The 21294-nt window shown below is 67.6% G+C and carries 19 protein-coding genes; 15 read left to right on the top strand and 4 right to left on the bottom strand.

Annotated features, from left to right (window positions below; all coding sequences use genetic code 11):
- Position 1: 1 nt before the first annotated feature.
- Positions 2 to 2425, top strand: a complete 2424-nt coding sequence (pbpC, locus tag AB3X08_RS16025; protein ID WP_369933817.1) for a penicillin-binding protein 1C — start codon at positions 2 to 4, stop codon at positions 2423 to 2425.
- Positions 2426 to 3208: 783 nt separating this feature from the next.
- Here the strand turns inward: pbpC and AB3X08_RS16020 are convergent.
- Together AB3X08_RS16020 and AB3X08_RS16015 are read right to left on the bottom strand one after the other, a co-directional pair.
- Entirely contained in the window at positions 3209 to 3784 is a 576-nt protein-coding gene (locus tag AB3X08_RS16020) for a ferritin-like domain-containing protein (protein WP_369933816.1), read from the bottom strand.
- A gap of 34 nt (positions 3785 to 3818) precedes the next feature.
- Positions 3819 to 4301, bottom strand: coding sequence for a peroxiredoxin (locus AB3X08_RS16015; protein WP_184411565.1), 483 nt, complete (start codon positions 4299 to 4301; stop codon positions 3819 to 3821).
- A gap of 169 nt (positions 4302 to 4470) precedes the next feature.
- Here AB3X08_RS16015 and AB3X08_RS16010 point away from each other — a divergent pair, with 169 nt between their 5' ends.
- Positions 4471 to 4938 (top strand): Hsp20/alpha crystallin family protein, encoded by a 468-nt coding sequence (locus AB3X08_RS16010; RefSeq protein ID WP_369933815.1) that lies wholly within the window; start codon positions 4471 to 4473, stop codon positions 4936 to 4938.
- Positions 4939 to 5080: 142 nt separating this feature from the next.
- Complete coding sequence (locus tag AB3X08_RS16005) at positions 5081 to 5965, top strand: DnaJ C-terminal domain-containing protein (RefSeq protein ID WP_369933814.1); 885 nt, start codon at positions 5081 to 5083, stop codon at positions 5963 to 5965.
- A 351-nt stretch (positions 5966 to 6316) separates the two neighbouring features.
- Here AB3X08_RS16005 and pilH read toward each other — a convergent pair whose 3' ends face one another.
- Positions 6317 to 6700 (bottom strand): twitching motility response regulator PilH, encoded by a 384-nt coding sequence (pilH, locus tag AB3X08_RS16000; RefSeq protein ID WP_184411562.1) that lies wholly within the window; start codon positions 6698 to 6700, stop codon positions 6317 to 6319.
- Between the two features lie 82 nt (positions 6701 to 6782).
- Positions 6783 to 7787 (bottom strand): acryloyl-CoA reductase, encoded by a 1005-nt coding sequence (locus AB3X08_RS15995; RefSeq protein WP_369933813.1) that lies wholly within the window; start codon positions 7785 to 7787, stop codon positions 6783 to 6785.
- Between the two features lie 143 nt (positions 7788 to 7930).
- Here AB3X08_RS15995 and hflK point away from each other — a divergent pair, with 143 nt between their 5' ends.
- The 12 genes from hflK (at position 7931) to AB3X08_RS15935 (ending at position 21155) form a co-directional block, all read left to right on the top strand.
- On the top strand, positions 7931 to 9088 hold the full coding sequence (hflK, locus tag AB3X08_RS15990) for an FtsH protease activity modulator HflK (protein WP_369933811.1): 1158 nt from the start codon (positions 7931 to 7933) through the stop codon (positions 9086 to 9088).
- Positions 9085 to 9948 (top strand): protease modulator HflC, encoded by an 864-nt coding sequence (hflC, locus tag AB3X08_RS15985; protein WP_369933810.1) that lies wholly within the window; start codon positions 9085 to 9087, stop codon positions 9946 to 9948. The genes hflK and hflC overlap by 4 nt, the downstream gene beginning before the upstream one ends.
- A 228-nt stretch (positions 9949 to 10176) precedes the next feature.
- Entirely contained in the window at positions 10177 to 10362 is a 186-nt protein-coding gene (locus AB3X08_RS15980; protein ID WP_369933809.1) for a DUF2065 domain-containing protein, read from the top strand.
- Positions 10363 to 10634: 272 nt separating this feature from the next.
- On the top strand, positions 10635 to 11927 hold the full coding sequence (locus AB3X08_RS15975) for an adenylosuccinate synthase (RefSeq protein ID WP_369933808.1): 1293 nt from the start codon (positions 10635 to 10637) through the stop codon (positions 11925 to 11927).
- 137 nt (positions 11928 to 12064) lie between these two features.
- Positions 12065 to 12595, top strand: a complete 531-nt coding sequence (locus AB3X08_RS15970) for a MarR family transcriptional regulator (RefSeq protein WP_369933807.1) — start codon at positions 12065 to 12067, stop codon at positions 12593 to 12595.
- Positions 12585 to 13280, top strand: a complete 696-nt coding sequence (locus AB3X08_RS15965; RefSeq protein WP_369933806.1) for a hypothetical protein — start codon at positions 12585 to 12587, stop codon at positions 13278 to 13280. Before AB3X08_RS15970 ends, AB3X08_RS15965 begins: the two co-directional genes overlap by 11 nt.
- A gap of 10 nt (positions 13281 to 13290) precedes the next feature.
- A complete protein-coding gene (locus AB3X08_RS15960) occupies positions 13291 to 13440 on the top strand; it encodes a hypothetical protein (protein ID WP_369933805.1) in 150 nt (49 codons plus the stop codon).
- A 174-nt stretch (positions 13441 to 13614) separates the two neighbouring features.
- Positions 13615 to 14844, top strand: a complete 1230-nt coding sequence (locus AB3X08_RS15955) for a hypothetical protein (protein WP_369938553.1) — start codon at positions 13615 to 13617, stop codon at positions 14842 to 14844.
- A gap of 135 nt (positions 14845 to 14979) precedes the next feature.
- The gene (locus AB3X08_RS15950; RefSeq protein WP_369933804.1) at positions 14980 to 17649 is read left to right on the top strand and encodes a M1 family metallopeptidase; all 2670 of its coding nucleotides are present in this window, start codon (positions 14980 to 14982) and stop codon (positions 17647 to 17649) included.
- A 563-nt stretch (positions 17650 to 18212) separates the two neighbouring features.
- On the top strand, positions 18213 to 19139 hold the full coding sequence (locus AB3X08_RS15945) for a hypothetical protein (protein ID WP_369933803.1): 927 nt from the start codon (positions 18213 to 18215) through the stop codon (positions 19137 to 19139).
- Between the two features lie 17 nt (positions 19140 to 19156).
- The gene (locus AB3X08_RS15940) at positions 19157 to 20824 is read left to right on the top strand and encodes an XVIPCD domain-containing protein (RefSeq protein ID WP_369933802.1); all 1668 of its coding nucleotides are present in this window, start codon (positions 19157 to 19159) and stop codon (positions 20822 to 20824) included.
- Between the two features lie 67 nt (positions 20825 to 20891).
- Entirely contained in the window at positions 20892 to 21155 is a 264-nt protein-coding gene (locus tag AB3X08_RS15935; protein ID WP_369933801.1) for a hypothetical protein, read from the top strand.
- Positions 21156 to 21294 lie beyond the last annotated feature (139 nt).

The raw sequence follows: 21294 nt of genomic DNA, 5'->3' as shown, positions 1-21294 counted from the left end.
CATGCCACAGGACGTCTCCGCCGCCACGCCCCGCGCGCGGCGCACCCGGCGCTGGACGCGCCTGTTGCCGCGGCCGCACGTGGATCGCAGGCATTGGCGCGTGCTGCGCTGGGGCACGGCGGCGCTGCTGGCCACGCTGTTGCTGCTGGACCTGGCGTTCCCGCTGCCGCTGCCGAAATCGCGCGACACCTCCACCCTGGTGGTGGCCGCCGATGGCACGCCGTTGCGCGCCTTCGCCGACAGCAACGGCGTGTGGCGCTACCCGGCCACGCCGCAGAGCGTGTCGCCGCTGTACCTGCAGGCGCTGCTGAATTACGAGGACCGCTGGTTCTGGCGCCATCCCGGCGTCAATCCGTGGGCGCTGCTGCGCGCGGCCAAGCAATGGGTGTTCTCGCGCCACATCGTCTCCGGCGGCTCCACCCTGACCATGCAGGTGGCGCGGATCCTGATGCCGGACGACGTCAGCACGCGCACGCCATGGGGCAAGGCGCAGCAGGTGCTGCGCGCGCTGCAGCTGGAGGTGCATCTGAGCAAGCGCCAGATCCTGCAGCTGTACCTGGAGCGCGCACCCTACGGCGGCACCATCGAGGGTGTGGACGCGGCCAGCTGGGCCTACCTGGGCAAGCCGGCGGCGCGTCTGTCGCAGGCCGAGGCGGCGCTGCTGGCGGTGCTGCCGCAGGCGCCGAGCCGGCTACGCCCGGACCGGCATCCGGAGGCCGCGCGCGCCGCGCGCGACAAGGTGCTCGAGCGCATGGTGGAACTGCACGTATGGTCGCGCGAGCAGGTCGACGACGCGCGCATCGAGCCGGTGGTGGCGCGCTCGCTGCAATCGCCGATGCATGCCGCGCTGCTGGCCGAGCGCCTGCGCCGGCAAGCGCCGCGCGCCGCGCACATCGTCTCCACGATCGATGCCGACCTGCAGCGCACCCTGGAGGACCGGGTCAGCGCGTATTTCTCGCAACTGCCCGAGCGCACCTCCGCGGCGTTGCTGGTGGTGGACAACCGCGACCTGCAGGCGCGTGCCTACATCGGTTCGGTGATGTTCGGCGACCGCAAGCGGCTCGGCGACGTGGACATGGTGCAGGCCTGGCGCTCGCCCGGTTCCACGCTCAAGCCGTTCCTGTACGGCATGGCCCTGGACGACGGCCTGATCCATTCCGAAAGCCTGCTGGTGGACGCGCCGCAGAGTTTCGGCGATTACCGCCCGGGCAATTTCGACGAGGCCTTCAACGGTCCGGTCGGCGCCGCCAGTGCCTTGCGCCTGTCGTTGAACGTGCCGGCGGTGGACCTGCTCGAGCGGGTCGGCCCGGCACGCTTCGCCGCGCGCCTGAACAATGCCGGCATCGGCCTGAAGTTTCCGCGCGGCAGCACCCCGAATCTGGCATTGATCCTCGGCGGCACCGGCGCGCAGCTGGAAGAACTGGTCGGCGCCTTCGCCGCGCTGAACCGCGACGGCATCGCCGGACACGTGCGCTACACCGCCAGCGACAAGGTCATCGACCGGCGGCTGATGTCGCCCGGCGCGGCGTGGATCGTGCGCGAGATCCTCGAGGCCAATCCGCGGCCCGGCTACGGCATCGGCACCTTCGACGTCGGCACGCGCCCGCGGGTCGCATGGAAGACCGGCACCAGCTACGGCTACCGCGATGCCTGGGCGATCGGCAGCACGCGCCGCTACACGGTCGGGGTCTGGGTCGGGCGTCCGGACGGCACGCCGCTGCCCGGCCAGTACGGCGCGGTGACCGCGCTGCCGCTGATGTTCGAGACCATCGACAGCCTGCCGCGCGCGCGCGGCGACAACGCGCCGCGGCCGATGCCGGGCAACGTGCAGCAGCTGGACGTGTGCTGGCCGCTGGGCATCGCCGCCGACCAGACCCCGCCGGCGCTGTGCCAGCGGCGCTTCTCCGCCTACGCGCTGGACGGCGCGGTGCCGCCGACCTTCGCCGAGCGCGACGCGCGGCTATGGAGTGCCGGCCGCGACACGGTGCAGGTGGACGCGCGCAGCGGCCTGCGCCTGTCGCCCGATTGCGCGCGGCCGCACCAGGCCGTGCAGCGCGAACTGGCGCGCTGGCCGGCGCTGCTGACCCCGTGGCTGCACGCCAGCGAACGCCAGGCCGGCCAACTGCCCGCGCTGGCGCCGGACTGCCGCGACGACGGCCGCGGCGGCAACGACGTACTGCGCATCGAAGGCCTCAACGACCGCGCCACGCTGGCGCGCGCGCCGGGCAGCCCCAGCGTGCGCCTGCAGGTGCGCGCACTGGGCACCGCCGCGCCGGTGGACTGGCTGCTGGACGGACGCTGGATCGCGCGTACTGAGGGCGCGCGCAACTTCCAGCGCGATTTCGCCGAGGCCGGCGACCACACGCTGACGGCGCTGGCCAGCAATGGCGCGTGGACACAGGTGCGGTTCCGGGTGTTGCATTGAGTGGGCTTGCGCGTGGCGCGCGCACGACGCGGGAAGCAGGGCATTCGACTTGTTGCGCGCGGTCGAGGGAGTGTTGTGGGAGCGACTTCAGTCGCGACGGGCGTTACCGGTAAAGCCCGTCGCGACTGAAGTCGCTCCCACAAGATGTGCGTCCCCTGCGACTACATCCGGAAGCCCCAACGCACTTTCTCATGGCATGCCTTTTGTAGGAGCAGCTTCAGCCGCGACAAGGTCTGCGGATGGATCCTGTCGCGGCTGAAGCCGCTCCTACAGGGGGACGGTTCATTGCACAGATTCGCCGAGGCCGGCGACCACACGCTGACGGCGCTGGCCAGCAATGGCGCGTGGACACAGGTGCGGTTCCGGGTGTTGCATTGAGTGGGCTTGCGCGTGGCGCGCGCGCGACGCGGGAAGCAGGGCATTCGACTTGTTGCGCGCGGTCAAGGGAGTGTTGTGGGAGCGACTTCAGTCGCGACGGGCGTTACCGGTAAGGCCCGTCGCGACTGAAGTCGCTCCCACAAGATGTGTGTCCCGTGCGACTACATCGGTAAGCGCCAGTGCGCTTTCGCGTGGCATGCCTTTGTAGGAGCGGCTTCAGCCGCGACAAGGTCTGCGGATGGATTCTGTCGCGGCTGAAGCCGCTCCTACAGGGGCGCCGGTTCATTGCACAGACGCACGATCCGATTCGATCGCGGCGGGCGCCATCGGCAGATCTCACCGCGGTTGCCATAAAAAACGCCCGGCGGTTGCCGGGCGCTGATGTCATTCAGACGACTGGCCGGATTACTTCCCGATCCAACCTTCCAGCATGTCGGAGAACTCGTCGGCATGCTCTTCTTCCTGGGCCAGGATGTGCTCCAGGATGCGCTTGGTCGTGGTGTCCTTGTCGCCGATGAAGTTGATCATCTCGCGGTAGCTGTCGATGGCGATGCGCTCGGCGATCAGGTTCTCCTTGACCATGTCGCGCAGGTCCTCGCCTTCCTTGTATTCGGCGTGCGAGCGCGCGGTCAGCGTGTCGGGATTGAAGTCCGGCTCGCCGCCCAGTTGCACGATGCGCTCGGCCAGCTTGTGCGCGTGTTCCTGCTCCTGCTGCGCGTGCTCCAGGAATTCGGCCTTCACCGAATCGGCCAGCATGCCCGAGGCCATGAAGTAGTGGCGGTAGTAGCGCAGCACGCACACGTATTCGGTGGCGAGCGCATCGTTGAGCAGCTTGATCACCGCCTCGCGGTCGGCGCTGTAGCTCTTGGTGACCGCGCCGTCTTCGATGCTCTGGCGCGCATTGGCGCGCAGGGTGGCGGTATCGGTGAGGCCGGCGGTGTTCTGCAGCGGCTTGGCGTCGTTGGCTGGCGTGTTGGACATGGCTGGCCGGTTCCTGTGTGGTGGGTGAAAGGGTTCAGTCGGGGAGATGCTGCAACACGTAGTCGGCGGCGGAGACCTTGAATTCGCCCGGCGCCTCGACGAACAGCGCGCGCACCACGCCGTCCTCGGCATACAGCGCGAAGCGCCGCGCCCGCACGCCCATGCCGTAGCTGCTGGCGTCCATTTCCAGGCCCAGCGCCTTGGCCAGTGCGCCGTTGCCGTCCGACAGCATCTGCAGGCCGTCGGGCACCAGCTGGCTCTTGCCCCAGGCCTGCATCACGAACGGGTCGTTGACCGCCATGCAGTACACCTCGATGCCGCGCTTGCGGAATTCCTCGAAATGCTCGACGTAGCCGGGCAGGTGCTTCTCCGAACAGGTCGGGGTGAACGCGCCGGGCACCGCGAACAGCAACACGCGGTGGCCGTCGAACAGGCTGCGGGTATCCACCTGCTCCACGCCCTCGCGGATGCGCTGCAGGACCACTTCGGGAATGCGTTCGCCGGGCTGGATGGGCATGTCGGGCTCCTTGGATGAATCGAGTCTAGAAATCTTAATGGGAAGGCTGCGTCAAAGCTCTTGAAAAGCGCCGGCCCATTCCTATCTGGCAGGCATGGCGGCGGGCCTGGCCCGGCGCCGCGAACCACCCGTCAGGGTTTATCCCATTCACGTTGCAGGAGACTACGAGATGAGCATCGTCCGTTATCGCCCGTTGCCGGCCCAGGCCGCGTTCCAGAACGAGATCAAGCAGGTGTTCGACCGCTTCTTCGACCCCAATGGCGGCACCGACGAGTCGGCCGTCGTCACCGCGCAGTGGGTGCCGCGCGTGGACATCAAGGAAGAAGCCGAGCGCTTCGTGCTGTACGCCGACCTGCCCGGCATCGACCCGTCCGAGATCGAGGTGTCGATGGACAAGGGCATCCTGTCGATCCGGGGCGAGCGCAAGAGCGAGTCCACCGCCGACAGCGAGCGCTTCTCGCGCATCGAGCGCCGCTACGGCAGCTTCCACCGCCGCTTCGCGCTGCCCGACAGCGCCGATCCCGACAACATTTCCGCCACCGGCTACCATGGCGTGCTGGAAGTGCGCATCCCCAAGCGCCCGGCGAGCACGCCGCGCCGGATCCAGGTCGACACCGGGGCCACGATCGTGCAGTAAGCGCCCGCCCGCGCCCGCGCCGGCGACGCCGCGGCGTCGCCGCGCCTTCGCGGCCGGCCAGTAGAATGGCCGGGCGATGGTGCGCAGCATGCAACCGGCCCGTTGCCGCAAGGCGGCGGGCCGACTCTTTTTGAGGTGATGGATGGAATTCAAGGATTACTACGCGACCCTGGGCGTGGAGCCCAGCGCGGGCGACGCCGAAATCAAGACCGCGTACCGGCGGCTGGCGCGCAAGTACCATCCCGACGTCAGCAAGGAGGCCGGCGCCGAGGACAAGTTCAAGGCCATCAACGAGGCCTACGAGGCGCTGCGCGACCCGCCCAAGCGCGCCGCCTACGACCAACTGCGCGCGCAGGGCTACCGCCCCGGCGAAGAGTTCCATGCCCCGCCCAACTACGGCGGCGCGCAGGGCTACGACTTCGAGGAAGTGTTCGGCAACGGCGGCGCCGGCGGCGGCTTCAGCGATTTCTTCGAAAGCCTGTTCGCGCGCCAGCAGCGCGCGCGCCAGGGCGGTGCCGGTCCCGGCCCGGGCGCGGCACCGCGCGGCGACACCCGCGCCAAGCTGGCGGTGCCGCTGGAGGCGGTGTATGCCGGCGACAACGTGCGCATCACCATCAACGGCCGTCAGCTGGACGTGCGCGTGCCCAAGGGGGTGCGTCCTGGCCAGGTGATCCGGCTGAGCGGGCAGGGCAACGGCGGCAGCAACCTGCTGCTGGAGATCGAATACGCCGCGCATCCGCAGTTCGAGGTGGACGGGCTCAACATCCTCTACACCCTGCCGGTGACGCCATGGCAGGCGGCGCTGGGCACCAGCATCAGCGTGCCGACCCTGGGCGGTGCGGTGGAATTGAAGATCCCGCCGGAGTCCGATGCCGGGCGCAAGCTGCGCCTGCGCGGTCGCGGCCTGCCGGGCACCCCGGCCGGCGACCAGATCGTGGAACTGGAAGTGCTGGCGCCGGCGCCGGAGACCGAGGCGCAGCGCAAGGCCTATCGGAATCTGGCCAAGGCGTTCGGCGAGGCGATCTGAAGAAGGCCGGGATGGCGGGATTCGGGATTGGGGATTCGCAACAGCGATAGCTCCCTCGTCGAACCGATCGTTGTAGGAGCGGCTCAGCCGCGACTCGGTAGCGGTAGAACGTCCCCAACTGCTCGCGCGCATCGGCCATCGAACGTCGTCACGGCGGCGTAGGCGTGCCAAAGAAACCGACGCACCCCTGTAGGAGCGGCTTCAGCCGCGACAGAAGCTACGGATGGAACCTGTCGCGGCTGAAGCCGCTCCTACAGGAGCGCCGCGTGCACCGCAGCTTCACGTTGCAGCCAACGCCGCCGGAAGCCCGCCGTTACCAATCCCCAATCCCCAATTCCGAATCCCGGCCCCTCACCCCTTCGGCGGGTCCTCGCCACTGAACACCCGCTCGATCACCTCGGACAGTTCGTCCTCGGAGAACGGCTTGGTGATGTAGGCGCGGGCGCCCTGGCGCATGCCCCACATGCGGTCGGTGTCCTGGTCCTTGGTGGTGACCAGGATCACCGGGATGTTCTGCGTGCTCGGCTCGCGGCGCAGCGTGCGGGTGGCCTGGAACCCGTTGAGGTTGGGCATCACCACGTCCATCAGCACCAGGTCCGGCAGCGACGCCTTGGCCGCTTCCACGCCGGCCGCACCGTCGGTGGCGGTGAGCGTCTCGTGGCCCAGCTTCTCGACGATGCGCTGGATGCCCAGCAGCTGCGACGGCGAATCGTCGACGATCAGGATGCGTGCCATGTGTTTCCCCCTTGGAAGCACGAGTGTAGTGGCAGCGGCGCGCAGCCGGAAAGCGGTGCGCGTCACAAACCCCCGGGGGCGTCTACGCGGCCGGATCCAGCCGCACCACGGTGCGTCCGAACGACTGTCCGGCGAGCATCGTCGCGAACACCTCGGGCAGGCCGGACAGGTCCACTTGGCGGGTGCAGATCGCGTCCAGGTGGCGCGGTTTCCAGTCGCTGCCCAGGTGCTGCCAGATCCGGTCGCGCAGGTCGCGCGCGGTGCCGGCCGAGCCGATCCCCAGCAGCGACACGCCGCGCAGGATGAACGGCATCACCGTCATGTCCAGGTCCGGGGTCGCCGCCAGCCCGGCGCTGGCGACGTTGCCGTACGGCGCGGTCTGCGCCAGCAGGCTGGTCAGCATCGCGCCGCCGACGTTGTCCAGGCCGCCGCCGAAGCGCACCGACTCCAGCGGGCGCCTGGTCTGCAGCGCGTCGCGGCCCAGCACCTGGCTGGCGCCCAGCGCCTTGAGGTGCTCGGCGCGGTCGGCCTTGCCGCTGACCGCATGCACCTCGAAACCGGCACGGCTGAAGATGTCGATCGCCAGCGAGCCGACTCCGCCGGTGGCGCCGGTCACGCACAGCGGGCCGTGCTCCGGGGTCTGGCGGTTGTCGAGCAGGCGCAGCAGCGCCAGCGCCGCGGTGAAGCCGGCGGTGCCCAGCACCATGCTCTCGCGCAGGCTCAGCCCAGCCGGCAGCGGCACCACCCACTTGGCCTCCAGCCGCGCGTACTGGCTGTAGCCGCCGTCGCGGGTCTCGCTCAGGCCGCAGCCGGTGACCAGCACCGCATCGCCTTCCTTGAACGCCGGATCGCTGGAGGCGACCACGTGCCCGGCCACGTCGATGCCGCCCACCAGCGGGAACCGGCGCAGGATCTTGCCCTGGCCGGTGCCGGCCAGCGCGTCCTTGAAATTCACCGACGACCAGGCACCGCGGATCACCACTTCGCCAGGGCTGAGCTGGTCCAGCCCCACCGGTTCGACCGCGGCGCGGTAGCCGGCGTCGTCCTGGTGGATGCGGAAAGCGGGAAAGCGGGCGGGGAGCGGCATGGCGTACACCTTGGTCGGCGCGAAGGAATGCACCAAGATAGCCCTTTCGAAACGTCCGATCTGCCCCATCTTGTAGAATCGGCGACTCACTTACGGTGACCGGCGCGGACCGACGCGCCGCCACCTACCTTCTTGGAGCATGCATGGCCTGGAATACACCCGGCGGCAAGGGCGGAGATGGCTCGGACAATCACGGGCGCAATCCCTGGAAGCCTCGTGGCGGCAATGGTGGCGGCAAGTGGGGCGGGTTGCCCGGTCCGGTGAAGGACCTGTTCGGCGGCGACGGCGCCAACATCGGCCGCTGGGTGCTGGCGGCGGTGGTGCTGTTGCTGTTGTTCAGTTGCTTCCAGTTGATCGGCGAGCAGCAGCGCGGCGTGGTGCTGCGCTTCGGCCAGTTCTCGCGGATCCTGCAGCCGGGCCCGAACTTCAAGCTGCCGTGGCCGATCGAATCGGTGCGCAAGGTCAACGCCACCGAGATCAAGACCTTCAGCAACCAGGTGCCGGTGCTGACCCGCGACGAGAACATCGTCAGCGTCTCGCTCAACGTGCAGTACCGCATCGACGACCCGCGCATGTACGTGTTCGGCTCGCGCAACGCCGACCAGGTGCTGGAGCAGGCCGCGCAGAGCGCGGTGCGCGAACAGGTCGGTCGCGCCGACCTCAACGTGGTGCTGAACAACCGCGGGCCGATGGCCACCGCCGCGCGCGACCGTCTGCAGGCCGCGCTCAGCGCCTACCGCACCGGCCTGATCGTGACCGGCCTGACCCTGCCCGACGCGCGTCCGCCGGAAGAAGTGAAGCCGGCCTTCGACGAGGTCAACGGCGCGCAGCAGGTCAAGGAGCGGCTGATCAACGAGGCCCAGGCCTACGCCGCCAAGATGGTGCCGGAAGCCCGCGGCCAGGCCGCGCGCACCCGCACCGTCGCCGAGGGCTACAAGGAAGCGGCGATCGCCCGCGCGCAGGGCGATGCCGAGCGCTTCACCCTGCTGCAGCAGCAGTACCAGAGCGCACCGGAGGTCACCCGCAAGCGGCTGTGGCTGGAGACGGTGCAGAAGGTGCTGGCGGAGAACCGCAAGGTCATCGGTGGCGACGGCCGCCAGCTGATCTACGTGCCGATGCCGGCCGATGGCGGCAAGAGCGGCGCCAGCGCCGCACCGATGCCGGCGCCGTCCGCCAGCGGCGGCATGCCGACGCTGCCGCAGGAAGTCCTGATGCCGTCGCTGTCCAGCAGCCCGGCCGAAAGTATCCGCAGTCCGGAGCGCACGCCGCGCCCGAATGGCCGTGAGGAGGTGCAGCGATGAGAATTTCCCTGTGGGCGAGCGTTGCGATCGCCGCACTGATCCTGCTGTTCAGTTCGGTCTTCGTGGTGCGCGAAGACCAGACCGCGATGGTGCTGAACCTGGGCCGCGTGGCCCGCGCCGACCTCAAGCCGGGCCTGCACTTCAAGCTGCCGCTGGTGGAATCGGCGCGTGTGTTCGATCGCCGCTTCCAGGTGCTGGACACGCCGCCGGCACGCTACTTCACCGCCGAGCAGAAGGACGTCAGCGTCGACTTCTTCGCCATCGGCTACATCTCCGACGTGCGCGCCTTCTACCGCGCCACCGGCGGCGACGAGAAGGTGGCCAACGCGCGCCTGGCGCCGATCATCATCGATTCGCTGCGCAACCAGATCAACGCGCGCACCCTGCAGCAGCTGGTGTCCGGCGACCGCAGCGAGCTGATCGCGCAGCAGTTGAACACGATCAACGCCGCCGGCAAGACCCTGGGCATGCAGATCACCGACCTGCGCATCAAGCAGATCGACCTGCCGACCGACAGCCAGGTGATCACCGACGTGTACGAGCGCATGCGCGCGCAGCGCAAGCAGGAAGCCAGCAAGCTGCGCGCCGAAGGCGAGGAGCAGGCGCTGACCATCCGTGCCCAGGCCGACCGCGAGAGCACCGTGCTGGTCGCCGAGGCCGAGCGCGACGCGCAGAAGCTGCGCGGCGAAGGCGACGCGCAGGCCGCCAGCATCTACGGCAAGGCCGGCTCCGCCGACCCGTCGTTCTACGCGTTCTACCGCAGCCTGGAGGCGTATCGCGGCGCCATGGCCGACGGCAACGCGGTGATCGTGCTGGACAAGAACGATCCGTTCCTGCAGTACCTCAAGAGCGAGCGCTGATCGAGCGGGGATTGGGGATTCGGGATTTAGGATTCGTAAAAGCGGATCCCGGTTCCACGCGGGGAGGCTAGCCGCAGCCACATCCCCTGTAGGAGCGGCTTCAGCCGCGACAGGTTGTATCCGTAGAGCCTGTATCCGTAGAACCTGTCGCGGCTGAAGCCGCTCCTACAGATTTCGGAGCGCGCCAGCGCTGACGCGCTCAACCCATCCCCCGCTCAAGGCACCCCCATGCACGATCTGATCGCAGCGGTGTGCTTGGTCGTCGTCTTCGAAGGTCTGGTGCTGCTGGTGGCGCCGGAGGCCTGGAAGCGGATGGTGCAGCAACTGCTGGCCATGCCGGCCGCGCAGCTGCGCATCGCCGGCGGCGTGGCCCTGGCGATAGGGTTGCTGGCGCTGCTGTGGGTCCGCGCCTGACCCGCATCCCACATCCGATCGCGCGGATCGGGCAGATCGCTGAACGCGGCCACGCAAGGGGTGGTGACCGTCACCCAAAACCCGGATAATGCACAAAAGCCGGCCGGGCCCGCTCCACACGAGCGCCTCGACCGGCTTTTTCCGTGTAAGGGTCTGCCGCCGCCTGGACGCTCCCCGATGGAGCGGCCGTGCCGGCGCCGGCAAGACCCGTGCATGGCCACCACACCCGTGCGGCCCCGATGGTCGCGCAGCAAACCAGGAGTTACCCAGCCATGGGTCAGTCAGTTGTCGTGCTCGGCGCCCAGTGGGGCGATGAAGGCAAAGGCAAGATCGTCGATCTGCTCACCGAGGAAATCGGCGCCGTCGTGCGCTTCCAGGGCGGCCACAACGCCGGCCACACCCTCGTCATCAATGGCAAGAAGACCGTCCTGCACCTGATCCCGTCCGGCATCCTGCGCGAAGACGCGCTGTGCCTGATCGGCAATGGCGTGGTCATCTCGCCGGCCGCGCTGATCAAGGAAATCAGCGAGCTGGAGGAAGCGGGCGTGGAAGTGCGTTCGCGCCTGAAGATCTCCCCGGCCGCGCCGCTGATCATGCCGTACCACATCGCCCTGGATCAGGCCCGCGAGAAGGCCGCCGGCGGCAAGGCCATCGGCACCACCGGCCGCGGCATCGGCCCGGCCTACGAAGACAAGGTGGCGCGCCGCGGCATCCGCGTCGCCGACCTGCATTACCCGCCGCAGCTGGAAGAACTGCTGCGCACCGCGCTGGACTACCACAACTTCGTGCTGACCAAGTACCTGGGCGTGGACGCGGTCGATTTCCAGAAGACCTTCGACGAGGCCCTGGCCTTCGGCGAATACGTGCAGCCGATGAAGTCCGACGTGGCCGGCATCCTCCACGACTTGCGCAAGCAGGGCAAGCGCGTGCTGTTCGAAGGCGCGCAGGGCGCGTTGCTGGACATCGACCACGGCACCTATCCGTACGTGACCAGCTCCAACACCACCGTCGGCGGCGCGCTGGCCGGCACCGGCGTCGGCGCCGATGCGATCGACTACGTGCTGGGCATCGCCAAGGCCTACGCCACCCGCGTCGGCGGCGGCCCGTTCCCGACCGAACTGGACGACGAAGTGGGCCAGGGCATCCGCGACCGCGGCGCCGAGTACGGCGCGTCCACCGGCCGCCCGCGCCGCTGCGGCTGGATGGACATCGTCGCGCTCAAGCGCGCCGTGGCCATCAATGGCATCTCCGGCCTGTGCATCACCAAGCTCGACGTGCTCGACGGCATGGAGAAGCTGAAGATCTGCATCGCCTACGAATACCGCGGCAAGCGCACCGAGTACGCGCCGCTGGACGCGCAGGGCTGGGAAGAGTGCACCCCGGTGTACCTGGAGTTCCCCGGCTGGACCGAGAACACCCACGGCATCACCGTGTGGGAAGAACTGCCGCCCGCCGCCCGCGCCTACCTGCGCGCGCTGGAGGAACTGGCCGGCTGCCCGATCTCGATCGTCTCCACCGGCCCGGACCGCGACCACACGATGGTGTTGCAGGATCCGTTTGCGTGATCCTGCGTTCCGGTGCTTACCGGAGCGAGTTTCGCAGGAAGGCCCCGCAAGGGGCCTTCTTTTTTTGGCTAAAAGCTTGCAAAGCAATACACTAGGGTAGATATTCCATATTCTGGAATATGGAATAAAGGTGTGGTGTGGAGCTCAAGCCCCAGGATCTTGTGGTGCTGTACAAACAGGTCGCCCAAGCAGGGCGATCCTGGACGTATGCATCCTTGGGCGAAGCGCTGCGGATGAGTGCCTCGCAAGTGCACCGTAGCGTGAAGCGATGCATAGCGTCCGGTCTGGCGCTCGAGAAAGGGCGCGGCGAATGGGAGGCGGTGCGCACGGCGCTGCATGAATTCGCAGTACACGGCGTGCGCTACGCGTTTCCCGCAACCTTGGGTCCTGTGCGGCGAGGTATCCCCACGGCATTCGGCGCGCCGCCGCTGTCCGTCGATATCGCCAGCGTCACGGGCGAGGCGCCGGTATGGCCTAGTGCAGAAGGCACGGCAAAGGGGCCGGGCGTGCCGCCGTTATCCGCCAATGCGCCGCACGCTGCGCTGGCCGATCCTGGTTTGTACGAATTGTTGGCGCTTCAGGACGCCTTGCGCGTCGGCCGCGCGCGCGAGCGCGCATTGGCTGCCAAGCACCTCAAGCAGCGGTTGGGCCTCGGCGATGCGAACTGACGATCCCAACCTGCCGCATCTACGCGTGATCGCCGCTGCGCTAGGCGAACTGCGCGAGCAGGTCGTCTTCCTCGGTGGCGCAGTCGTTGGCCTGCTGCTGTCAGATCCATTGGCCGAGAGCGTTCGCTCTACCTACGACGTCGATGCGGTGGTGGATCTGGACTGGTCCCGGTTCCGTCGTATCGAAGACCGCGTACAGACGCAAGGCTTCGCCCGCGAGATGGAAAGTGGCGTGGTCTGTCGTTGGGTGCATCGTGAGTCTGGCGTGGTGTTCGATCTGATGCCGGTGGATTCCGAGGTCCTCGGCTTCTCGAATCGTTGGTACGCCTACGCCGTGGAAACCGCTCAGTCAGCTGAATTGGATGAGCGTTTGTCCATACGGATGGTGACAGCGGTTGCGTTCGTCGCGACGAAGCTCGAAGCCTTCGCTACGCGGGGTCAGGGCGACTTTCTTTCCAGCCACGATCTGGAGGACGTGCTCAATGTCGTCGACGGGCGGGCCGAACTGGCGGAAGAACTTGCCGTGGCGCCGGAAGCTTTGAGGCATGCGGTCGCCAACGCGTTTGCAGCGTTGCTGGACAATCCTGCGTTCGCGAATGCGCTGCCGGGCCTGGTGGCCGAACCTGGAAGAGCAGGGATTGTGCGAGAGCGGCTTCAATCCATGCTTCTTTTGCGGCCACAGTAAGAATTGCGGCATGACGAGGGTGGCGCGTGCAAAATCGCACTACAAGCCTTGCGCCGACTTCGATGCCGTGGCCGAGCAGCACTATGCCAGCATGGTCGCCTTCGAGAAGGCCATTGCGTGGAGCGATATCCGTCTATCCGGAAAAGCGCATGTCAGGTGAGCTAGCCAAACGTCCCGTGGCGCGCAAGCTGGCCAGATAGCCTGGCGCGCATCGAGCTGGCGCCTGAGCTGAGTGAGAATCGCGAGCCGAGAGCAGGCATTTGGTCGCGACTACAGTTGTGCTAGCGTTCTGTGCGCAACAAGCACGACGACACTCCACCAAGGAAGGCCGCTGATGTTCGCAGCACTGCTCGACAAACTGCTCACGCGCAAACCCAGCCCGGATACATTCGCCAAGCTGTTCGAGGAGGCGTTGCGCGCGCAGGGGTATCGGGAGGAGCTGACGTACCGGCCGGACGAATTCCGCCTTGTCGCGCCACGCGGGCGCATCATCAATCTGCACAACGCCTACCACGATTACACCACCGCGGCCGATCGCCAGCGCCGCGCCGAGGTGCTGCGCAGCTATGCCGCCGCGTTCGTGGAGGAGGGCGGCGAAGAAAACCAGATCGAGACGTTGGAGCAGGTGCGGCCGATGCTGATGCCCGTCGTGCGCCATCGCAGCATGTTCGAGGAAATGCGCCTGGAACATGTCCGCAAGCATGGCTGGGAGACGCCTTTCACGGCCGTCGTGCGCGAACTGAGCGAGGACTGCGTGGAGTTGCTGGCGATCGACCGCCCCGATTCGACCTCCAGCATGCTCGGCGGGCCGAAAGATACCTGGGGCATCACCTTCGAGGAGGCCCTGGCCATCGCCCACGACAACCTGCGCGACGCCACGCCGGACCGCTTCGTCGAGGTCGCCGCCGGCATTTTCCGGGGCGCGTGGCAGGATGCCTACGACACCAGCCGCGTGTTGCTGCCCGACGTGCTGCAGCGCGTGCCGGTGAAGGGGCGGCCGGTGTTCATGCTGCCCACCCGCGACTGCCTGCTGGTGGTGGGCGACCGCGACGAAGCCGCGATGGCGGGCATGCTGGAGCTGAGCCTGGAAGCGGCCGAGAACGGCCGTTGCATCTCGGCGGCGGCCTTCACTTACGACGACGCGCGCCGGATGGTCCCGTTCGCGCTGCCGCAGCCCGAGCACCGCTGCCGTCAGGCCGATCTGCAGCGCATGATGGAGGCGCCGGCTTACGCCCTGCAAAAGGAGCTTCTGGAAAAGATCCACGCCGCGAACCAGACCGACATCTTCGTCGCCTCCTACCGCGTGTTCGAGGAGAACGACGGCAGCGGCCGGCAGTTCTCGCTGGCGACCTGGACCCGCGATGTCGACACCTTCTTGCCGAAGGCCGATCGCATCGCCTTCGTCGCGCCGAAGGACGACGGCGACGCGGACGTGGTGGTCGCGGACTGGGACAAGGCGGTCGCGGTGGTCGCCGGGCTGATGCAGCAGGAGCCGGACTTCTGCCCGCCGCGCTTTCGCGTGCGCGACTTTCCCAGCGAGGCGCAACTCCGGCAACTGGCATGACCTAGCCGCTGCCGTCGGATCGGTACCGCGGGGTCCTGGCGCCCCGACCTGATTGCCCGCTGTCTGTGTTCCAGGCGGCCGCATCGAACGCGCCACGCTGTCTGTATCCTGCGCCGGCCCCTTCGAAGAGCCCCCATGCGCCAGATCCTCACGACCGCCATCGCCCTGGCCTTGGCCAGCGTTTCGCCGTGCACGTTCGCCCAGCCGGCATCTCCTGCACCCAGCGCCGCCGCCGCGCCGGCCGCCGTGGTCACCACGCAGTTGCCGCGCACCGCCAGGCCGCGCCACTACGCGCTGGAGATCACGCCTCACGCCGACAAGATGACCTTCGACGGCAAGGTCCGCATCGAACTCGACGTGTTGCAGGCCACCGACCGCATCGTGCTGCAGGCGGCCGACATTCGCTTCGGCCAAAGCACCCTCACCGGCGGCAACGCCAAGGTCGCGCTGGTCGCCAAGGTCGTCACCGATGCCGACGCGCAGACCGCCAGCTTCGTGTTCGCCAAGCCGCTGGCGCCGGGCAGCTACATGCTGTCCATCGACTACAGCGGCATCATCAACACCCAGGCCAACGGCCTGTTCGCGCTGGACTACGCCACCCCGCACGGCCAGCGCCGCGCGCTGTTCACGCAGTTCGAGAACTCCGACGCGCGCCGCCTGCTGCCGTCCTGGGACGAACCCGACTTCAAGGCCACCTTCGACCTGACGGTGAACGCACCGGCCGCGCAGATGGTGGTCGGCAACATGCCCGTGGCCGCGACCACCGACCTCGGTCATGGCCTCAAGCGCGTCGCGTTCCAGACCACGCCGAAGATGTCCACCTACCTGCTGTTCCTGAGCGTGGGCGATTTCGAACGCACCGCGCTCAAGGGCGACAACGGCACCGAGATCGGCGTGATCGCCCAGCAGGGCAAGGCCGAGCAGGCGCGTTTCGCGCTGGAGTCCGGCCGCGACGTGCTGCGCGAATACAACGACTACTTCGGCGTGCCGTATCCGCTGCCCAAGCTGGACAACATCGCCGCGCCGGGCGGCAGCCAGTTCTTCAGCGCGATGGAAAACTGGGGCGCCATCTTCACCTTCGAACATTCCCTGCTACTGGACCCGGCGGTGTCGGACGTGACCGATCGGCAGAGCGTGTTCACCACCGCCGCGCACGAGATCGCGCACCAGTGGTTCGGCGACCTGGTGACCATGGCCTGGTGGGACGACCTGTGGCTCAACGAAGGCTTCGCCACCTGGCTGGAAGGACGCACCACCGCCAAGCTGCATCCGGAATGGGACATCGACAAGACCGGCCCGGCCTACGTCAGCCGCGCCGCCATGGGCCGCGACGCCTACGCCACCACCCATCCGGTGGTGCAGACCGTGGCCACCGTCGAACAGGCCAGCCAGGCCTTCGACGGCATCACCTACGAAAAGGGCTCGGCGGTGATCGGCATGCTGGAGGATTACGTCGGCGCCGAGGCATGGCGCGACGGCGTGCGCCGCTATATCAAGAAGCGCGCCTACGGCAACGCCGTCACCGGCGACCTGTGGCAGGAAATCGACGCCGCCGCACCCGGCAAGCAATTCCTGCAGGTTGCGCACGACTTCACCCTGCAGCCCGGCGTGCCGCTGATCAAGGTCACCGCTAGCTGCAACGCCGGCACCACCGTCGTGCGCCTGGAGCAGGGCGAATACACCCTCGATCGTCCCGACAAGCAACCGCTGCACTGGCACGTGCCGGTGGCCGTGCGCAGCGGCGACAAAGAAGTGCGCGTGCTGGTGGACGGCAGCGCGCAGCTGCACTTGCCTGGCTGCACCGCGCCGGTGCTGGTCAACGCCGGGCAGAAGGGCTACTACCGCACGCTGTACGCGCCCGCGCAATTCAAGGCGCTGACCGCCGGCTTCGCCACGCTGCCGGTGGTGGACCAACTCGGCGTGCTGCTGGATACCAGCGCATTGGCCACGGTCGGCCTGCAGCCGCAAGCGGACCTGCTCGGCCTGGCCGACACCGTGCCGGTGGGCGCGGCGTCGGACCTGTGGGTCACCGTGTCCGGGGTCTACGCCGGCATCGACGACATGTTCAAGGACGATCCCAAGACGCAGGCGGCCTGGCGCCGCTACGCGCTGTCGCGGCTGGCGCCGGAATTCGCCACGCTGGGCTGGGACGGCCGCGAAGGCGACTCCGCCCAGATCCAGCAACTGCGCGCGCACCTGATCGACACGCTCGGCGGCATGGGCGACGCCACCGTGATCGCCGAAGCGCGCCGCCGTTTCGCCGCGTTCCAGGCCGACCCGACGGCCTTGTCGCCGGAACTGCGCTACAGCGTGCTGGGCATCGTCGCGCGCAATGCCGACGCCGCCACCTGGGACGCGCTGCACCGGATGGCGCAGAAGGAAACGTCCTCGATGATCCGCGACCAGGACTACCTGCTGCTGGCTGCCGCCAAGGACGACGCACTCGCGCAGCGCGCCCTGGACATGGCGCTGACCGACGAGCCCGGCGCCACCAACAGCGCCTCCATGATCTCGGCGGTCGCAGGCGAACACCCGGACCTGGCCTTCGATTTCGCCGTGGCCCACCGCACCCGCGTGGACACCCTGATCGACACCACCTCGCGCGCCCGCTACTACCCGCGCCTGGGCGCCGGCTCGGTCGACCTGAAGATGGTCGACAAGATCCAGGCCTATGCCGATCGCAACCTCGCCGCGACGTCGCGCCGGGATGCGGACGCGGCCATTGCCGACATCCGCACGCGGGTGAAGCTGCGTGCGCAGCGGGTGCCGCAGATCAAGGCGTGGTTGGTGGGGCGGAAGGGGTGAGGCTTGGCAGTTGCTGGTTGAGTGGGGCTGGCTGCCGCCAGGGAGCCTTTCCCTGGCCCAGGCAAGCCTGCGCTGATACCCAAATTGGGTAATGACCAACCCATTCTGGGTAACAAGGTCACCGCCGTTACTACAAGGCCCAGCCCTCGCATGTGCTCTATCGCCCGTCATCGGGTCTGGCCGGTGTCTTGCTCTCCCGTACGAAGCAATGCGTGCTGGCCGTGCTGTACGGCAGCCGCAAAATGGCGTCGGGGGCGTAAGCCGATCGCCGCCACGGGCGGGGGCTCCTGTGCGGTGCAGTAGGATCCCGCCAAGCTGGCCGATGCCGGCCTGCTTGCCATACAGGGCAAGGCCAAGCAGGGGCGCTGCTAGGCAAACCACGCTAGTCCGTGCGCGATGCGCATTTCGTCTACAACTGCTCTTGCAATGCGGTCTTTTCCCGACCCATAGTGCGCCAAGGTACGCGCCGTTCAGCGTGACAGGGCCACGTGCCAGGGCAGTGGTCTTGCTCGCCACAAGCCCAGTCGTTTTGCTTCGGTGCTGCGTACACACGGAGGAAGTACATGCGTCGCGTTGGCTCCAGTGGATTTTTTGCAGGGACGCTGTTGCTGGTCACCATGGGCTGCACCCAAGAGAGCGCGCGTTCGACAACGGCGCCTGTGCCGCCTCCGCCGGCCTCTGCTGCAGCCGAGGACCGTTACCCGGCCGTGCCGGCGTCCTCGCCGCAGCCGTGGACGCGTTTCGTTCTGGAGCGGGCCATGGGCGCAACGTGTTCGACGCGGGCGCAACGCAACTCTTCTGGTCGCAGCGTCCTCTTGCCGGCCGACGAGTGCCTCGGGCCGGCGCCGCGTCCGTTGGCCAAGGTCGTGCTGTCGCTCGCGCCAACCGACCTGGCCGAAAGCGAGGAGGAGCGGCTCAAGGCGTTGGACGACGCGGCATATGTTGCTTCGCCCGGTTTGGGCAAACGTCCGGATTTCATGTTGGCCACCGAAACGTTCTGGGTGCGTTCGTTCGAGGCGCCCGATCCGCGCGATACCGTCTATCTGGTGCAGGGCGTGGCGTGCACGGCGCATGCGCTGGAGTGCCAGGGCGGCACTGGAGTGCGCGCATTCCGCTTCGCTGCAAATGGCAAGCTGGCTGACGTCAGCGACCAGGTTCTTCCTGCCGCGCCCACCTTGAGCGAGGCAGAGATCCGCCGCTACGACCCCTATGCGGAACCGATTCCGCTGCTAGATACGTCGCGCTTGTGGACGGTTCCCGTCCTGCGCTGGGTGATCGAATTGGATCCTGATGCGCCGCTGGCCGACGATCCCCGTTACTACAACGATTGGGCCTATGTGCATTTCGGCTTCCTGGTGTGGAAAGGCCGACGGTTCGCGTTGACCGACAAGGTCGACCGCTTGCACTGGCCGTGTCGTCCGGTCCCTGAAGGTGAGCCGGAATGTTCCGGCTCACTGGACAAGATGGGCGATCGGTTCGTTACCCCTTAGTCGATGCATGGAGAGCAATGATGGCTCGGGTAGTAGAATTCAATATCAGGGAGCGCGCAGACGAAGTCGCTGCGCTGTTCAACGCCAATCGTCCCGCTGAGGCGCTGGCACTGCTGGAGCGGCAGCGGCAAGGGCAGCCGGAGGTGGTGCAGGAAAGCCTGGATCGCTATGTCGGCACCAGTGCCGAGCGCAGTCTTGCGGGCTATAGTGCAGCGCCTCCTAGCCCCAATGCGGGAGAGGTGTTGCAGCGCCTGCAAAATGCCAGAACGAGCGAGCCGCGTTTCCCCGCGCATGCCGAGATTGCGACGCTCTCCGACGGTCAAAAGTACGACGTCTATGCCAGCATCGCGCAGACGCGTGGAAATGCAGCAGCCGATCAGGCGCTGGCGACGCCGGGGCAGAGAGTCATCCTGGGCCTGCGGCAAGAAAACTCGACGTTCGACACCATGCAGAATGCCGCTCATCCCGCGCAGCGGCGCGCAGACAATCCAGCCACGCCACGTGATGAGTCGCGTGGTGGCGGCGGAATCTACAACGACCGCCTGGTCGTATTGTGGAAAGATGCCAACGGCACGCCGCACGTGGTCGAATCCGACCGGGCCAACACCGAGCCCACCGCACAGTACGATCACCACGCCGGTAGTACCGGCAACCGTCCGTTTGCCGACGGTGGGCGAGAAACCCGCAGGTTGGATCCATCCCCGGGTTTCGAGGACATTGCGCGGCCCAGGAAGATCGAGGGCGACGATGTAAACGCAGACGGCATTCGCGACCTGGGACGCCTGCGTGACGGCACGGTCGAGATGCAGATGGCGCAACATCCCAATCCCATAGCGGGCGGGGCACTGGAAGACGCGCTTAGGCCGAGCCAAGCCGCCATCGCGGCAGGGCGTGGCATGGTGCAGCGCGACAGCAACGCCGATGGCTGGTTCGATCGGGCCGACGTCAACGGCGTGCAAGACCTCAACGACACGTTCAAGATCCACCGCGGATCGCGCGGCAGCACCGATTCGGCTGGTTGCCAGACGATACATGCGGACGACTACGACACGTTCATGCAAGCCGTTCAGGGCAATCCTGCGCAGACGCGGTGGCAATATGTGCTGACCAGCACGACGCCAGGTCCGGTGAGGGAACAGCAGCGCGACCATGGACACCAGCAGGAAGGCGCCAGGCCAGGACCGGCCCAGCAGGACGGGAGAGGGCCGCCGGAACACCATCGCCCCGAGGGCCGGCCCGCAGCGCCGCCGTACGGCGGGCAGCCCCGGGCGGAGATCGAGCCGGCACAGCAGGCAGCGCCGCACCCGTTGCACGCCCAGGCAAGCACCCTGGTCGGGCAGTTGGATGCGCGCTTGGGCAGGGCCAGCGACGAACACAGCGAGCGCATGAGCGCCAGCCTCGCGCACCTGGCAAAGGAGCACGGGTTGGAGCGCATCGACCATGTGCTGCTGAGCGAGCAGACGCCGCGTGCCGCGGCGGGGGCAACCGTGTTCGTCGTGCAGGGCGAGCCGAGCAACCCGGCGCATCTGCGTGCCGACATGCCGACCGAGGTGGCGGTCAATACGCCAGTGGAACAGTCATTGGCCCAACTGCAAGCGCTCGATGCGCGCTCGCTGGCACAGAGCCAGGCGCAGGACCAAGCGCTGGCGCAAGAGCAGGGAGCCAAGCAACGCGGGATGGGCTGATGCGCCAGAGTGCTGGTTTCGGTGGGATCGAAGTGCGTAGCGCTGTCTGCCGATGCTGGCGAGCACGATGACGTCGCCTTCCCAACTGCGATGCAAGCGTGATCCCGCGGTTTGCGGAGCGCCCGAGGCGGTGTCGCATGAAGGCGAAGCTGCCTCCGGCTTCGCCGAGCAGTCCGTGCTTGGCGAGATGTCGCCGCGTCAGCACCAGGAAGCGTTCGTCGCGCGTGCGTTGGCGTCCCGCGCCAAGGCCCGCCGATCGGGCGGGTATGTCGAGGCAAAGGACGTGTTGGCGGCGCTGGAATCCCGGTTGGACGCGGTGCGCAAGGGCTAAACCCGGAGTCTGGCGGTAAGCCCTGGCGTGGAGGCGGCTATCATTGAGTGCGCGTCCCGCAACCGAGACGCCGGAGACATGGAAAAGCCGATGGTCAACATCACACCAAGCGCCGCAAAGGCGAACTGATGAACTTGTT

It is taken from the genome of Xanthomonas sp. DAR 34887 (genome assembly GCF_041245805.1).
Taxonomy (GTDB): Bacteria; Pseudomonadota; Gammaproteobacteria; order Xanthomonadales; family Xanthomonadaceae; genus Xanthomonas_A; species Xanthomonas_A tesorieronis.
This window is presented reverse-complemented; position numbering and strand designations above follow the sequence as displayed.